At 57.4% G+C, this 16984-nt stretch carries 10 protein-coding genes and 2 pseudogenes; 4 read left to right on the forward strand and 8 right to left on the reverse strand.

What is annotated here, in order from left to right; all coding sequences use genetic code 11:
• Positions 1–216 precede the first annotated feature (216 nt).
• From ACM43_RS12725 to ACM43_RS12765, 7 genes and pseudogenes are all read right to left on the reverse strand, one after another.
• Positions 217–507: a HypC/HybG/HupF family hydrogenase formation chaperone gene (locus tag ACM43_RS12725; RefSeq protein ID WP_036031272.1), complete on the reverse strand. Its 291-nt coding sequence runs from the start codon at positions 505–507 to the stop codon at positions 217–219.
• A gap of 16 nt (positions 508–523) precedes the next feature.
• Positions 524–1108 (reverse strand): HyaD/HybD family hydrogenase maturation endopeptidase, encoded by a 585-nt coding sequence (locus tag ACM43_RS12730; protein WP_036031270.1) that lies wholly within the window; start codon positions 1106–1108, stop codon positions 524–526.
• 30 nt (positions 1109–1138) lie between these two features.
• Positions 1139–1834: a Ni/Fe-hydrogenase, b-type cytochrome subunit gene (gene cybH / locus ACM43_RS12735; RefSeq protein WP_271540363.1), complete on the reverse strand. Its 696-nt coding sequence runs from the start codon at positions 1832–1834 to the stop codon at positions 1139–1141.
• Positions 1835–1838: 4 nt separating this feature from the next.
• Positions 1839–3629: a nickel-dependent hydrogenase large subunit gene (locus ACM43_RS12740; protein ID WP_271540364.1), complete on the reverse strand. Its 1791-nt coding sequence runs from the start codon at positions 3627–3629 to the stop codon at positions 1839–1841.
• 12 nt (positions 3630–3641) lie between these two features.
• Positions 3642–4742, reverse strand: coding sequence for a hydrogenase small subunit (locus ACM43_RS12745; protein ID WP_124163592.1), 1101 nt, complete (start codon positions 4740–4742; stop codon positions 3642–3644).
• A 798-nt stretch (positions 4743–5540) separates the two neighbouring features.
• Positions 5541–6798, reverse strand: a pseudogene (locus ACM43_RS38620) (serine hydrolase domain-containing protein).
• Between the two features lie 135 nt (positions 6799–6933).
• A pseudogene (locus tag ACM43_RS12765) lies at positions 6934–7554 on the reverse strand (molybdate ABC transporter permease subunit); the annotation flags it as partial.
• Between the two features lie 1125 nt (positions 7555–8679).
• Here ACM43_RS12765 and dctA point away from each other — a divergent pair.
• From dctA to ACM43_RS12785, 4 genes are all read left to right on the forward strand, one after another.
• Complete coding sequence (dctA, locus tag ACM43_RS12770) at positions 8680–10002, forward strand: C4-dicarboxylate transporter DctA (protein ID WP_050996256.1); 1323 nt, start codon at positions 8680–8682, stop codon at positions 10000–10002.
• An 819-nt stretch (positions 10003–10821) separates the two neighbouring features.
• Positions 10822–13491, forward strand: a complete 2670-nt coding sequence (locus ACM43_RS12775; RefSeq protein ID WP_271540366.1) for a PAS domain S-box protein — start codon at positions 10822–10824, stop codon at positions 13489–13491.
• Entirely contained in the window at positions 13491–14174 is a 684-nt protein-coding gene (locus tag ACM43_RS12780; RefSeq protein ID WP_036031254.1) for a response regulator transcription factor, read from the forward strand. The genes ACM43_RS12775 and ACM43_RS12780 overlap by 1 nt, the downstream gene beginning before the upstream one ends.
• Before the next feature lie 87 nt (positions 14175–14261).
• Positions 14262–14648, forward strand: coding sequence for a response regulator transcription factor (locus ACM43_RS12785; RefSeq protein ID WP_036031300.1), 387 nt, complete (start codon positions 14262–14264; stop codon positions 14646–14648).
• 869 nt (positions 14649–15517) lie between these two features.
• On the opposite strand, the gene ACM43_RS12790 is transcribed toward ACM43_RS12785, so the two are convergent.
• Entirely contained in the window at positions 15518–16342 is an 825-nt protein-coding gene (locus ACM43_RS12790) for a hypothetical protein (RefSeq protein WP_036031251.1), read from the reverse strand.
• Between the last annotated feature and the right edge of the window lie 642 nt (positions 16343–16984).

Genomic DNA, 16984 nt, shown 5'->3' on the forward strand with positions numbered 1-16984 from the left:
GCTGAACCATGCTGCTCCGGCTGCAATTTCATCAGACGCCTTTCTCATATTGTTCGCTTCTGCTAGCAGGCGGTTAGCAAGGCGCATGCCAAATGCTCTGGCCGCAACTCGCGCTCGGAGCAACGGCGAAACGCCTGATATTTTCCAGGCAAACGTTACGTGCGATTGGAATTCGAATTGTGAGATCCCTTCAGTCGGCGCAAGTGAGCGGAACGGCTAGCGTAAGTGCTCCGGCAATTGTGGCTCGTGACCGATCAAGTCCGCAAAGAAGCGATCGATGTCCTGGCCGTTGAGGCTGGCCTCAAGCCCGTCAAGTGCTTCCGAGATCAGCCTTGCTTCATTGTCGTCCAAAACCCGCACTGCGCTGTCGATATGAACGAGCACCTTGGCGCCGACCGGTACATCGGCGAGCAGCATGACCGAGACGCGCCGCTGTTCATTGCCATACTCGCACAGCGCCGTGATACCGTCGGTCTCGGCAATCGTCATTGGCAAGCCAAGGCACATTGTCAGTCTCAGGCCGCTAGACGGGCTGCGCCCTCATCTCATAATTCGCATGGTCAATATTGTTCGCCAACAGCCGTTCTGATGCAGGCAGCGGCGCGCCCCGCGGTTTTGCCGGCGAGCCCCACTGCGCTAGGAGCTTACAAGCCAGTTCAATCGCAGGCCCAATCTGAAAGCGCACCGGCGCGGTCAGAGGACCGCCCCAAGTCTCCAGGTCCAGTGGCTGACAGCCGATGAGAGCGAGCTCTCGCGGGCGGCGGCCAAGAAAATCGGCCGCGCTCAAGACCTCCTGAAAACCGGTCTGATGCAGGCTCACTTTCTTGGCACCAGTAAACTTTGGCACTTCGTCATCTCGTACAAGCTCCAACTGGCCGGGCGGCAATCGATAGTCGATGGCATCGAACACGACCACGCAATCGGCCTGTTCAAGAAAACTGACGAGGTAGAGTCCCTGGGTGCCGCCATCGAGGACGGTGACATTATTATCGACGGCGTAGCGGCTATGAAGCTCTTCGACCACTCGCACGCCGAAGCCCTCATCGGCCCACAGGATATTGCCGATGCCGAGCACGAGGATTCGTTTTTTGTCTTTCGGATTGAGCATTCGCTTCCCGGTCAATCGCCAAACCCGCGCTCAGCCGATCTTTTTGGAAAAGAAGCTGCGCCGCGATATGATGTCTTCCCGGATCACCGCGTAGATGTGGACCAGCGCAAACATCACGATGACCCACAGGCCGAGATGATGCAAGGTGTGGACGTCCTGACTGTTCGGCCAGATTGAAAACAGCCAGCCGAACACCTTGTACTGCCAGCTGTCAGTACCGGCACCTTGCCCATAAAGTGCAAAGCCAGTGACGACCATGAACGTGATCGTCTGTGTAAACATCAAGAACATTGCGAGCTGAGCAAGGCGATCGTGCCCGGGGCGCCTGTCAGGATCCCCTGTAAGGAACGCATACCAGAGTATCTCCTGATACACCTCCCGCCAGAAGCACCCGCGCCAGAGCGGCACGCAAAAGATCTGGATGGCATGCGCATTTCCCATCAAGGCCCAGTAGATGCGCAGAAGAAAGCCAACGCTGGCCACATATCCCGCCGCGAAATGGGCAAAGCGGATATAGCCGAACAGGAAATTGCCGCTTGCCTCTCCCTTCATCGCTGGTGTGCCGGTCCCAATAAGGTAGCCGGTTAAACTTAGTACCAGAATGGCCGCCGCGTTAGCCCAATGCCACAGTCGCACCGGCGCATAAACGTGGGCGACGCCACCGCCAATGCTGCGATCAGTCGGTGCCGCATCGTCGGCGGTGAGGAGCTTCCCCCTATCCAGCATGGACCTAACGCACTTTAACTGAAGCCATTTCTTGGCCCTCAGGACTCATCACGTGGGTCGAGCAAGCCAAGCACGGGTCAAAGGAATGGATCGTGCGCAAGATCTCCAGGGGCCGCTGCGGATCGGCCATCGGGGTACCGATCAGCGAAGCTTCAAAAGCGCCAATATTGCCTTTGGAATCCCGAGGAGAACCGTTCCACGTCGTCGGAACGACACATTGATAATTGTCGATCTTAGCGTCCTTGATCTTGATCCAGTGGCCGAGTGCACCGCGAGGCGCCTCAGTGAACCCGTAACCCTTGGCCTCCTTACGCCAGCTTTCCGGGCGCCACCTGCTAACGTCGGCAGTTGCCGTATTGCCTGCCTTGAGCTGGACTACGAGCTTATCCTGAAAATAACGCATCTGATGCGCCGCCCACTGGCATTCGAGCGCCCGCGCCGCTGTACGGCCAAGGGTCGAGAACAGCGCAGTCAGAGGCAGATTGAGCCGCTTGAGCAGTCTCTCGGCGGGATCCTTGAACTCGGCTTTCCCTTGCGCATAACCAATGATGTATCGCGCCAACGGCCCGACCTCGACGGCGTGGCCGCGCCAGCGCGGCGCTTTGATCCAGGAATACTTGCCGCCTTCGTCGAGTTCCTTGATATCTGTCTTGCTGCCTTTGAATTCTGGCCCCAGTTTAAAACTCGGCTCGGTAATGCCGTCCCAGGGATGCAGCCCACCGCAATCGCTGGGGTATTTATACCATGAATGCGCGACGAATTCCTGGATCTGCTCGGGATCACCATGGTCGATCGGCAGTATCTCCTTGAGATTGCCATTAAGAATGACCCCGCGCGGCAGCTTGAGACTTTTCGCAGAACAGTCATTGGCGTTTTCGGGGATGTCGCCATAGGACATCACGCTTTTGCTCGAAAGACCACCGCCGTGGAGCCAGTCCTTATAGAACGAGCAGATTGCAGCAATGTCGGGTAGATAGACCTGCTCGACAAACTCGATCGAGCGGGCGATGATCGAGGACACGATATTCAGTCGTTCCATATTGATCGCGCCCACCGCACCGATTCCGTCGATGTTGATCGCGCAGGGTACGCCGCCGACCAGCCAGTTCGGATGCGGGTTCTTGCCACCATAGATAGCTTGGATCTTGACAATCTCCTTCTGGAAGTCGAGCGCTTCCATATAATGAGCTACCGCCATCAGGTTTGCTTCCGGTGGTAGCTTGTAGGCCGGATGCCCCCAATAGCCATTCTTGAACGGACCGAGTTGCCCTGACCCGAAGAATTTGTTGAGCCGGATCTGAAAATCTCTGAAATAGCCGGGGGATGACAGCGGCCAAGGCGAGATAGACTGCGCCAGTGCGGAGGTCGACTTGGGATCGGCGTTGAGCGCGGAAACCACGTCGACCCAATCCAACGCATGCAAGTGATAGAAATGTACGAGGTGATCATGCACGAGCAAGCACAACTGCATGATGTTACGGATCGAATTGGCATTCTCCGGAATCACGATTCCTAGTGCATTTTCAACCGCGCGCACGGAGGCGAGCGCATGGGTGCCGGTGCAGACCCCGCAGATCCGCTCGGTGAACGCCCAGGCGTCGCGCGGATCGCGCCCGCGCAGGATGACTTCGATGCCACGCCACATTGTCCCGCTTGAGACCGCATTGCGGATTACATTGTCGGAATCGAGATTGGCTTCGACGCGCAGGTGGCCTTCGATCCGCGTCAGCGGATCGATGACGATTCGCCTGCCGGAACGATCGAGACTGAACCCGTTCGGCGTCTGGATGGCCACCGTCGTATCTCCTCAACTCGGTTTGCCTTTACCGGCCGCGCGATCCGGCTTGTGGGTCAACCGCTTCACGGCGGTGACCGCCGCATGGGCAGCAACCGTTAGCCCGAGCACCCCGGCAGCGGCCATGCCGATCTTGTCGGCGTTCTCCTCAATGCCGAACTGCTTGATGGTTGTAAGTCGGTCGTAAAATGACCCTTTGTCCCAGAAGCCGTCCTCAGAACAGCCGAGGCAGCCGTGACCGGATTGAACGGGAAATGAAACGCCGCCGTTCCACCGAACGGCCGAACAGGCATTGTAGGTGGTTGGCCCCTTGCAGCCCATCTTGTACAGACAATAGCCCTTGCGCGCGTACCTATCGTCCCACTCTTCGACGAATTGGCCAGCGTCGAAATGGGAACGCCGATAGCACTTGTCGTGAATGCGCTCGGAATAAAACATACTTGGACGTCCTTGGCGATCGAGCTCCGGAAGCTTTCCGAACGTGACGATGAACGTCACGAGACCACTCATGATCTCTGCGATAGGAGGACACCCGGGCACCTTGATGATGGGCTTGTCGGTGATCACCTTATCGATTGGCGCCGCGCCAGTCGGATTGGGCTTGGCCGCTTGCACGCATCCCCAGGACGCACACGTGCCCCAAGCGATGATTGCCATGGCCCCTTCTGCCATCCACCTGAGCTTCTCAACGAACGGTTTGCCGCCGTCAATGCAGAACATGCCACCCTCCTTCAACGGCGGATTGCCTTCGACTGCGAGCACATACCTGCCTTTGTACTTGGCACGGGTTTCTTCCAGGATGGCCTCAGCCTGGTGTCCAGCCGCCGCCATGATCGTATCGTCATAGTCGAGCGAAATCATCGACAGCAGCGCGTCTTTAATCAAGGGATGGGCCGAGCGGATAAAGCTTTCCGAGCAACAGGTACACTCGAGCCCGTGCAACCAGATGACGGGCACACGCGGTTTGGTTTCGAGGGCATGGGCAATATTGCTTGCGGTGAGCGAACCAAGTCCCAAGCTCGCGGCCGTCACACTACAGAATTTGTGGAAACTACGGCGCGTGATACCCTGACGTCTGATCACGCTGTAGAACGTTTCCGTTGCATCATCCATGAAACCTTCCAAGTGAGTAGTCGTGGCCGTTACGAATTACTGACGTTTAGCAAGAACCAGGCCAGCGAAGCGAAACACTTAAGACATCAAGCGACCGCCGAAATTTGCGCAATTGTGAACCCGGCCACGTGCCAGCCCCTTTGCCATGGATCTGTCATGCTGATGGTGTTCAGTTTTGAAGATGTGAGCACTTGAACAAATCAGCAGGAAGGTTCACCACTGCACGGGGACTAACCTACAATCGCGACACTCGTCAGCCCGATTGTCGAATAGAATTGGCGCAGTGGACGGGCACCGCACTGCCCGCTCCCAATCAGGCCTGCCGATTGCTGACCAACGAGGCGTTCAAGCTCTCATGATCGCGACTGCACAGGCGGCCCGTCCAAAAGCGGCCGTCGAGCGAGGAAGAGAGGCCGCAATGGACCGAGCCGCGATGCGCCCCGCTGACGTTGCTTTGGGAGCTGGTCAACTCGATCTGATTTTGGTAAAAGCGCCTCCTCGCACCTCATCGCAACGGCGCTGTGGGCAAGAGACCGGACGTTTAATATCATCTAGGAGCGTTCATCGCACAAGCCAATCGGTGGCAAGGCGCGACGTCGTGGCGCATCGCGACACTCACCCGCTTGCAGGAGCTTCTTCGCGACAGCGGAGGCGATCGTGTCTTGAAGCATTGGTGCGATCCATCCGACGCGGATAGAAGGCAACGGCGCCTACATTCACTCGACATCGATCCGTATTAGCAACACTGCCTGTCTGCTACCCAAAACGGATCATCGAGCTTTTCGAGGGAAAGTGAAATCATCGGAGTATCGCGGCATAGACGATATACTGGACTTGTTCGCGGTAGTACTTCCGGATTTCCCCGGGCGCCGCCGTTCCGACCACCACGACCAGACGCTCTTTTGGGTCGCAGAAAAATTGTGTGCCGTAGGCGCCGGTCCAGGTGAACTCTCCTGGATTGCCCGGAACCGCTGAAAGCCCCCCGGCTAGCCGTACAGCCACTCCAAGCCCGAACCCGAAGCCGGCACGGTGCGCTTCCACATTGGCGACTTTATTTTGATTCCTGGCCCGAGGTGGTTGGAGATCATGTGGCGCACCGTCCTCGGACCAAGAATCCGCTGCCCATCGAGCTCCCCGCCGTTGAGCAGCATTTGTCCAAAGCGCACGTAGTCACCGACTGTCGCAAATGCGCATGCTCCCCCGCGGTCAAACTTCGTCTGGCTTTCGAGGAGTTCGATGTCTTGCGGCTTTCCCGTCAGCGGGTCCTCCGAAAATGGACGCGCGAGGCGCTCGCGTTGCCATTCCGACAAACGGAAAGTGGCATCTTGTATTTTGATGGGCTTCCATAGGTTGCGGATGAGATAGTCGCCCAATCGCTGTTCGCTGACCTGTTCAATGACAGCTCCCAGCACATCGGTCGAGAAGCCGTATTCGAATTCCGTCCCCGGTTGGTGCGCTAGCGGCAGCTTGGTAATCGCTTCGATGAAAGCCTGCTTATCGCCCCTTAGGGGCGGGTCGGCGAAACCGGGATAGAGACGCGCCACTTGGTCTGAGCTGTCGGGCGCACCGTAGGTGAGTCCGGTTGTGTGGCGATAAAGATCGTGGATGCAGATCGCAGAACTCTGCGTTTGAAATATTAATGACCCTTATGCTGTGGCACTGCCACCTTCATGTTTGCGAATTCCGGGTAGTAATCCGTAAGCTTGGCGTGTAGAGGAAGGCGACCTTCCTCCATAAGGATGAGCCCAGCAACGGCCACCATCGGTTTGGTCATAGAAGCAAGCGCGAAGATCGCATCGAGCCGCATCGGGCTTCCTTTTACGGGGTCGAGTTGGCCGTACGCTTTGTAGTGAATCAGCTTGCCGTCTCTCGCGATTGCAATCACCGCGCCCGGCACGCGTTTGCTTGCAATCTCGCGAGCGAAGAACTCGTCTAGCTTGGCAAGGCGCTGCTGAGAAACGCCGACCTCATCGGCCGCTGCTTCGGGCAGAGGCGCGGAGTGCACCGAATTGAGAGCGAATGCAGCAGCTGCCGTGGCTATAGCAAGCTTGTTCATTGTACCCTCGGAAGGATGGATGGGCCCAGTTTGCAAGACTGCCGCCCGCATTAGGATGTCGGGCGGCAGTCCTAAGACGATTAGGTGCCCCTCCTGGCACAGTGTCTGTCGATGAGCGCTAAAGTGAAGATTGTCGGCGAACATCACCATACCACCAGCAATCACACTTGCCTCACGCCAGCGCGACGCTTGGACGTAGTCTACGACGTAGGCCGACAACACCTTAGTGCGCCCAGGAATATTGCCGCCGATCATCATCACGACGCCGAATGTGCCGATCGTATGAGAAAAGCCAACCACGGCGGCTTTAACAAATTCCAATCGCGCCAGTGGCGCGGTGATGGGGATGAAGGCATACAACGGCGAAACGCGCCCGGTCGTCTCCAAGGGGAAATCGCCTATCGCAACAAAGGCGTTACGGATCGGCTACACGACTAACGGCAGCGCCGAGAGGACCGATCCGACCACGATTCCGGCGAAAGTAAAGGCCAGCGTGCGCTCGCCCCAGAAAGAGGCGAGAACGCCACCCGGTCCGTGGGGGCCGAGCAAAACGAGGACGCAAAAGCCGAGAGCCGTTGGCGGCAGCACCAGCGGCAGGGCGATCAACGTGGCCACCGCCTCGCTCGCAAAGGTCTTTGAGCGCGCTAGCCACCAAGCCAGGGGCACACCAATCAAGAGAAGGATCACGGTCGTCAAGCTGGCGAGCTCAATCGTGAGCGCAAGGGATTGCGAAATCTCTGCCCAAACCACATCCATCTGCGTCAGCCCGCCAGGGAGCGCGGGCCGACGTATCCTGACAGTGATGGCCTGCACGTGCGGCTCACGCGGCGCGGTGGCGCGAATCGCCCGTTGGTCGCGCGGCAGCTCGTGGCGGCCGCCAAATTCACGCGCTTCGTTTGTGCAAGCAAGAGCGGCATTGCAAGCCTCATCGACAACTCCTGTGGCAGGTCCGCTTCGGTTCATATGACGGCGGCAACTTCTCATTTGTCATCAGCAATTCCTGTGCCGGGTACGAACAGTGGCAGCTCTATGCTCAGCGAGAGAAATTCGCGTGGACGGCGACGTCACTTTGGAGTGGACCTAACACTCTGTTAGGTTTCCGGCACCTTTGTTTGCGAGCAGACAGCGACGGCCCTGCAAGGAAGCGTTAGAAATTGTCAGCCGAAGAGATCCCTGTGTGGTTGGTCGACGGCTCGCCGCGCCGGTAGTGGAGCGGACCGCAGGAAGCCCGTCGTTTGGCAGCAACAGGAACGGGTAGCCGATAACTCGTTGTAAGCTGCTTCTGCGACGGCGCAAAAGGCGCGAGGGGCCGTGAGCGAAGCCGGCCTCGTGACCGCCCTGGCCAATGCGGATCGTCAGCACAGGCCTGGAGACAAACGCCCCCGTGCACATCGAGCTTTGCCGGTAGTTCCTACATCAATGGCTTTTACGAACAATCTTGTTTTCCAAGCCGCGCTTCCATCCGGCAAATGCGTGCAATCCAAACTATCGATTTTACCGATGCCACGGGTTGTTGCATCGATCTCAGCACTGTGTGCATATCGAGCACGCTAAGGCTCCCAGTCGAGACGTAACTCCGCCAATGCGCGCTACGCTGCAATTATTTTTTCGACCTTGCGAATGCGGTCCGCGCTCGACTCAGCCAATCCCGCCCAGGCAGACGACTTGTCCACGACTGATCAATCGGCCGCCGCTTAGGCATCTGGTGCATATCTTGCTTAACGAGAATGGACAACGTAACTACACGCCTGCCTTTGGAAGGACGCGCCGGCTCCCGGAACCGTCTTCAATCGGACACGGCTAAAATGATGAGTCTCGTATGACGCTGCCGCCTCTGAAGCGCGGCGGCTCACATTCGAGTATATTCGGGAAGGAAGCGTCATGACCACCATGGCAACTGCGGCGCCTGCACGCGCGTCGCAAGCTTGGTATAAGATACTCTACGTTCAGGTGCTGATCGCGATCTTTATGGGCGCCGTGGTCGGCTGCCTCTGGCCATCTCTAGCCACCAACGACTGGATTAAGGCCCTCGGTGACGGGTTCATCAAGCTCATCAAGATGGTGATCGCGCCGATTATTTTCTGCACCGTCACATCTGGTATTGCGCATATTCAGGATGCGAAGAAAGTGGGGTGCGTCGGCGTGAAGGCGCTGTTCTATTTCGAGATCGTGTCCAGCTTTGCCTTGCTGTTGGGCCTTGTTATGGGCAATCTCGTCCAAATCGGCCATGGCCTTGCGGTCAAGCCGGATGCTGCGGCGGTCGCCAATTACGTCAAGCAGGCGGAAGCTTCGAAGACCGTCGACTTTTTTCTCAACATCATTCCCGATAGCGTGGTCGGCGCCTTCGCTCGCGGGGATGTTCTGCAGGTTCTACTGTTCGCGATCCTTTTCGGCTTTTCTCTGATGGCTCTGGGAAAACGTGGGGAGCGGCTGCGCGGCATGATTGACGACGTCGCGCACGCAGTGTTCGGCGTAATCGCTATTGTAATGAAAGCGGCCCCGGTCGGCGCCTTCGGCGCCATGGCGTTCACGGTCGGCAAGTTTGGGCCGGCAGCACTCGGTAATTTGATCGGTCTGATCGCGCTGTTTTACGCAACAGCCGCGCTGTTTGTTGTGGTGGTGCTCGGCCTGATCGCGCGCCTCGTCGGTTTTTCGATTTTCAAGTTTCTTGTCTATATCAAAGACGAGATTCTGATCGTGCTCGGTACGTCATCCTCCGAAAGCGCGCTGCCGCAATTGATGGAGAAGCTCGAGCGGTTGGGCTGCTCGAAGACGGTCGTCGGACTGGTGGTGCCAACTGGCTATTCCTTCAACCTCGACGGCACCAACATCTACATGACACTTGCAACCTTGTTCATTGCCCAGGCACTCGGGGTCGATCTCTCCTTTAACCAGCAGCTCACGATCTTGCTCGTGGCAATGCTAACGTCGAAGGGAGCGAGCGGCGTCACCGGGGCTGGCTTCATCACCCTCGCTGCGACATTGTCGGTGGTAAACCCAGCGCTTGTGCCGGGCATGGCAATCGTATTTTCGATCGACAAGTTCATGAGCGAGGTGCGCGCCCTGACGAACATCATCGGCAATGGTATCGCAGCCGTGTTCGTATCCTGGTGGGAAGACGAGCTAGAGCACGGAACGCTGCAGGCTCGGCTCAACCAGCCCACAGTTTCGACCACTATCGACCCTACAAGCACAATGAAGTAGGTCCCGGATCTTAACCGCCACCATCCGAACACGAACTGAATGCAAGAGACACATTTCTCGTACTTCGAATCGGCCAAGCCGACTTAAGGTGAGCCGGCACTGTCTCGTGCGCTCTCCAGTGCACAGCTCTTGCTCCGCGTCGCCGCCAGGCAGCTGCCCCTGAAAAGCACGCGATCAAAGAACTAGGGGCTTCTTCAAGGCGCCTCCTTGGGTGGTCACGGCTACCGTCCATCTGAATGCGGCGAGTCGTCCACACCGTCGGTTCGGTGTCATGTCGGCGCTCGATTCCACCGAAACCAATTGGAGACGACTCCTCCGCAGCTAGGCGTGATGGCCTAATCGCCAGGTGGTTCGCGCAACTTGGCCTTCCTGTCTCGGCACATGAACGTTGCGCTTTCCTCCGCAGAACCGACTGTGCCGGCGAGATGAGTGGTTCGCCCGCTTGTTTCTGTTCGTTGCCGGTCCGGAGACCCGCCTGATCGTTTCGCTTCAACCTCTCGGCTGAACAAAAACCGCTGTCCTCGTCCGCGGGCCTAAAGGGGGTGCATCGGCTCGCAGGCTCGAGCGACTGCCGGCAAGGCTATCGGCAGGGGAGCAAAGCAGAGGTTTCAGCTTCGACTGCCGCAGGGTCAGCGACGCCTCATCGAAAAATTTAGGACAACTATACGTACGTTTATGATGCGTTTTTTCCCCGCGCGTGCTGAGTTCGGCCGCGGGTGATCAATCTCGGACACGCTCGATCCAAGCGTCGAGGATTGCCCCATTTTTGCCTAAAATGCTATAGCTCTCCCGCCGGAGAACAGGCCGGACGGTCTCAAAATGTCTATCCAGATCAGCAGTCTTAAACGTTCAGCCCCTCAGTTGACCTTCGGCGGCATAACCTTAGCCGCTGTTACACTGAGTTGCGTGTACCTTAATGCCCATTTCGCCGCGACGGCGTTCGCCTATTTGTTAGTAGTCTTGCTATTTTCGTTGATGGGCAGCTTCATCGCGTCATCCGCGCTTTGCATCATGGCAATCGCTGCTCTCGCATACTACTTTGCGCCGCCGGCGTTCAGCCTACAAATCGATGACCCCCGCGATCTTCGAGTGGTTGTCGCATTCTTTATTGTGTCAATCGTAGGAACGTACTTGATCGGAAAGCTCCGCCAGGAAAGAGAGGCTGCGCGTGTGGCTGCGGTCAAGCTTCAGCGGAGTGCGGCGGATTTGGAGGATCGTGAAAAACGGTGGCGAGCAATCTTCGAGCACAATCCGGCCATGTACTTCATGGTCGACGAAGCCGGCACTGTCCTTAACGTCAATACATTCGGCGCGACCCAACTCGGCTATGCTCCTGCAGAACTGATCGGCCACTCCGTGCTCTGCATATTTCTTGAGGAGGATCGCGCATTCGTTCACAAATGCATTCGGGCGTGCCTTGAGGATATTGGACAATCGCGCACGTGGGACGTCCAGAAAGTCAGGAAGGACGGCTCCGTATTGTGGGTACGTGAAAACGCCAAGGCCATGCTTTGGGCCGACGACCGGCCTATTGTCCTTATCGCCTGCGAAGATGTCACGGAGCGAAAGCAGACCGAACTTGCCCTGCAGCGGAGCGAAGCGCATTTGGCTCAAGCGCAGGAGTTGAGTCATACAGGCAGCTTCAGCTGGAACGCCACCACTGGCGAGGCGTTCTGGTCAAAGGAAACATTTCGGATTTTCCAATTGGATCCTCAAACGACTCCCTCGCCGCAGCTTGTCGTTGCTCGCACTCACCCAGATGATCGGGCTTCGGTTAAACAGGTTATCGATGGAGCGATGCGGGAGTTGAGCGATTTCGAGCACGAATATCGATTGCGGCTACCAGACGGCTCTGTGAAGCACATCCATGCGAAGGCACGGCTTACGAGAACCGCTTCTGGTGAAATCGAGTTTGTTGGGGCAGCTACCGATATTACGGCAGCGAGGAGAGCAGAACAGCAGTTGCGTCGCAGCGAGGCCTATCTGGCCGAGGCCCAGCATCTCACCCACACAGGCAGCTGGTCTTGGGACGTCCACGGTCTAGATTTCGTTTATCGCTCCGCGGAAGTTGATCGACTGTTTGGCTTTAACCCGCAAGAGCCGGTATCGATAGAGACCATTCGCTCGCGCATCCATCCGGAAGACTTGCCGCGGTTACAGGAGGTGCAGCGCCAGGCGAGAGAAAAGGAGCAGGAGCGGTTCGAGTATGATTTCCGTGTTCTTCTGCCAGATGGCGGGATACGGCGTATACACTCCGTTGCGCATGTTGTCGTCGCTAGCGATGGTAAGGTCAGCGAGCTGATTGGAACACATATGGATGTCACCGATCAACACGCAGCTAGGGAACGCCTGGAAAACACACTTGTCGCGCTGCGCGAAAGCGAACAGCGCTTTCGCGACTACGCCGAGACAGCTTCCGACTGGCTCTGGGAGACCGGTCCAGATCATCGGGTCACTCGCTTATCCGAGCACACCAGCACTGCAGGAATTTTGGCCACAGGATTGATAGACCTGCTTCGCTGGGAGATTGCGTGCGACGTCGAAGACGAGCCCGAAAAGTGGCGGCAGCACCGGGCGACGTTGCAGGCGCATCAGCCGTTTCGGGATCTGGTCTACCGCACGGTGAATAGGACGGGATCTCCGATCTACGTGCGCACAAGTGGCAAACCTTTCTTCGACGGAAACGGCAATTTTCTGGGTTACCGTGGCGTCAGCACTGACATCACAGCCATTATTCGCGCCGATCAGGCCGAACAAGACCTGCGAAAGGCACAGGCGGAGCTTGCCCATGTGACGCGCGTAACGACGTTAGGAGAACTGACAACCTCCATCGCGCACGAGATAAACCAGCCACTCGCCGCTATTCTCACCAACGCCGATGCGTGCATCGGATGGATGGCTCGCGAAGCTCCTGATCTTGCCGAAGCGCGCTCTTCAGTGGAATGGATCATCGAAGACGCGATCCGGGCAAGCGAGGTGATCCGTAGTGTTCGCGCACTCGCGAAGAAAGGCGAGATTGAGATGGTGCCGCTCGACATTAATGATGTCGTCAGGGACGTCATTGCGCTGATAACACGAGAGCTGGTGAGCCACCGGGTGACGTTGCGAACCGAGTTGACGGCCGTGCTGCCTAGGATCCTGGGTGATCGAATTCAGCTACAACAGGTGATCATCAATCTGGTAATGAACGGAATCGAGGCGATGGACGCAATTACAGACCGGCCGCGCGAACTTCTGATTAAATCATCCAAGGACGATCTGGGGCGCGTGCAGCTTGCCGTGGCCGATTGCGGCGTCGGGATCGCTGAGAAGGACGCTGACCACGTCTTGGATCCCTTCTTCACCACCAAGTCGAGTGGCCTTGGAATGGGACTTTCGATCTGCCGTTCTATCGTGGAAGCTCACGGAGGGCGGCTATCGTTTCTTCAGAAAAATGAACCGGGCGCGACCTTCCAGTTTGTCCTGCCCGTGCATAAGGAGGCCATCTAGTGACAGGACCATTTGACTCGCCAGGTCAGGGTAGCAGTGCCGAGGCCTCGACGAAGACGATCGTCTTTGTCGTTGAGGATGATATCTCCGTGCGCCGCTCGCTTATTAACCTTTTTAAACAGGTAGGATTGGAGGTCGTTGCGTTCGGATCGGCCCGGGAAATGCTGCAGAGCACAATTCCGGACGTCCCAAGCTGTCTAGTTCTTGATGTCCGACTGCCAGGCCTGAGCGGCCTTGACTACCAGACCGAGCTCGCCAGGTTGAACATACACATCCCGATCATTTTCATCACCGGTCATGGCGACATTCCCATGACCGTCAGGGCCATGAAGGGAGGCGCGGTCGATTTTCTCAGCAAGCCCTTCCGCGATCAGGAACTGCTTGATGCTGTGGTTGCGGCGACCGAACGCGATCGCAAAAGACGGGATGCTCAGCGAACCGTCGCGAACCTGCAGTCTTTATTTGAGACCTTAAGCCCGCGAGAGCAGGCGGTGATGAAACTGGTCACGGCCGGCCTGATGAACAAGCAGGTAGCCGCCGAACTTGGGCTCGCCGAGATTACCGTCAAGATCTACCGGGGTCACGTAATGAAAAAGATGCGTGCCCGGTCGCTCGCCGAGCTGATCAGAATGAGCGAGACGCTGGGGCTTCGCGCAAATCGTCCTGAACAAACGCAAGTTTGATTTTACAGCTTCATCTCTCCAGCCCATCTTTCGCCGAAGGTGGCTAGTGCTTTGGCAGCCGCTGTTCCCGAGTCAGGAGGGCTCATCTTGTCCACGCCTTTGATTTCCGTCGTTGACGACGACGCCTCAGTCCGTGCGGCGACAGGGAACCTCTTGAAATCGCGTGGCTACGTCGTGCAGATATTTGCTTCGGCCGAGGCGCTCCTGCGGTCGCCGCAGTTGAACGAGATATCCTGTGTCATTACCGATGTGCAGATGTCGACTATGAACGGGCTCGAGCTGCTGGCACAGATGCGGACGCGTGGTTACGAAGCACCTTTCATTTTCATTACCGCTTTCCCCAGCGAGCGTGTGCGCACGTCAGCCCTGGACGCGGGAGCAATTGGCTTCCTCGCCAAACCATTTGGCGGACAAGAGTTACTTAAGTGCCTCGACAGCGCACTGAAGGCATATGGCGCCCGAGGCGGTATCTGATTCCAACCTGCAGCTTGAGTTCATGTCCGATCTAAAACCTCGTGGGCGGCAATCACGCCACCTGGCAACGTCTTCGCAGTCCGAACCCCGGCTTAGTCTAAATATGCTAGCGACCAGCAATTTCTTGCCCGTCCACGCTTTACGGATATGGGCGGCTGCAGAACAGACTATCCTGCGAGAGACGCTGGCACGCCAACTCGACTCATTCCGCCAACGCTCATGGTAACGCTGACCCAGAGCCGTCTTTGCGCCTAAGCACTTCTTAGCTCCATCTGGAGCGAGGCTATATATTCCGTTGCAGAGCGGAGTCGCCGAGATGGCCCGGCAAGCACGAGATTGACTGTGCAGCCCCACCGCGGTGACGATGAAAATGGAGCTTCGCTCAGCAGCCCCCCATGTATTGGGCACCCCTGTTCTGGTGAGAGCGTTCTGCACTATGCTCGTGCTCACCGCATCGTTACGTCCGTTGACGCTTGCGGGCCCGGCTTGTCCATTGGGCGGCCGCTTCGCTGTACATTGTTGCGACCGACTATCGTCAGGCGTCCACGCCATTATTTCTTCGCAAGCTTCATCTGCGGAAGAGTTGTGGTCCCAGCCGTCCAACGTGCTCGGCGCCACACGTCCCGGCCGCTCGGCCGGGAGTCAAAACACGTCGTCGCCGCAGCGAGCATTCTCAGCAATAGGCTTGTAAATAGGCCCCTACTTCCCAAGCGCGAACAATCAGCAACTGCTAAGCCAAGGTGAACTGAGGAGAGAGCATTCTGAACCAAACGAGGAACTCTGAGCTAAACGCCGCCGCCGCCGCAGAGGAGTGCGGAGCAGGCTAGATCGATTTTTTCCACCAGGCCAAATGCCCGGTGATTCCATGGTCACATGAAATCATCCTCATAATCGTATGTTGAAGCACTCGCTGGCATCTCGATTTTACGGTCTTGGCTGTCGTCAGCTTTGCGAAGATACCGCGAAGCGGTGCCTTCTCGCTGCCACTTGCCGTCGCCATTCCTCACCCACTTGTCTGATTTCACTGGGTCGAGAACCATGTTATCGGCGTCAACCTCGACGAACCCCATCTTTGCAGCACGGGCTCTTGCCTCCGGATTAGCCGGACGCAAATTCAGCAGTGGCCGTTCACCGGCCATTCCAAGTTGATGCTCGAGCAGAATATCGCCGGCGTTCTCGACAAGCGGATGAACGACCTGGAGATCTACAGTGGCGGTCGTCCCAGGTCGCCCGGGAAACAGCTCCTGCCACTTTTCCACGTCGAAATTCGTCATGCTGTCGCCCCCTTCCATTCGTAGAAGGCCGACACTCTTGTTTCCCAATTGATAGCTGAAGTATCGCGCGTTATCAGAATCTCGAGTTGTTCCATACTCCTCAGCAACCTCTGCAGTTCGCGCCGCTTTCTGAGAGACGAAGTCCGAATATTCTTGTGGGTTATCGGCGATTTTCCTGATTTCGTCGCTGTGATAGCCCTCTGCTGCTTTTCTGAACGACCTCTTATCGATCTCTACGACAGGCGGGCTTGAATCAAGCCAATAGGGCCGTGTTGCCGAAGACGAAGTGCCGCTGGAGTTTGGCGGGGCTAAGCGCAGTTGCCGAAACGCATCCGCGAAACTGTCTGCGTCGTTTTGCTCATCAGCCTCGTCAAGCGGAGAGGATGTGAAATAGGACGAGCCATCGATCCGATTATACATGGCAATTGGTGCTCCCGTCGGATATTCTTTTCCGCATCTAGTTCAGGCTTGCTAGGCCCTGCGGCGCTGATAGGCAACCTGCCTTACGAAAACCTGACGTGGTCCTGCCGGTCGCCCTCACGCTGGCTTGTCACAGGGCTTCCTTCTGAGCGACACGGCGGCACGCTCGTGCCATTGGCATTCATCAGGTTTGATGAGAGGCCGCGAGCACTTCGGAGATGCTCCTCATTAGAATCGGGTCGACCGATGATTGACCTGCTGAAGCCGGAGTTCCGCCGCGTCGCCTCATATCTCAGGCGCTTGGCCAGATCGAGCGGGATCCTACGGTGCTGGATCGTCTCGTCGCAATCTGCCCCGACTGGGGAGACATCGTCCAACCGTATTGGAGACCAATCGAAGACGGCCGATCAAGGCGGTCAGGCTCGCGCTCACTGATCGGGATCGATCCGGCATGCGCACCGGCTCGCCAAGCTCTGCGCGGCCAGCTCTTGAGCTTAGCGATGCCCCGCCCGGGCCAGCCGGGCGAAGCGTCGCGGATCGGCTCAGTCGCCGTTCCGAGCTTGGGACGAGACCAGATCAGCTGAGGCCCTCACCTTCTTCACCGGCGAAGAGGTTGGTATGGCGCGACAATCAGGATGAGAG

It is taken from the genome of Bradyrhizobium sp. CCBAU 45321 (assembly GCF_028128975.1).
Classification (GTDB): domain Bacteria; phylum Pseudomonadota; class Alphaproteobacteria; order Rhizobiales; family Xanthobacteraceae; genus Bradyrhizobium; species Bradyrhizobium yuanmingense.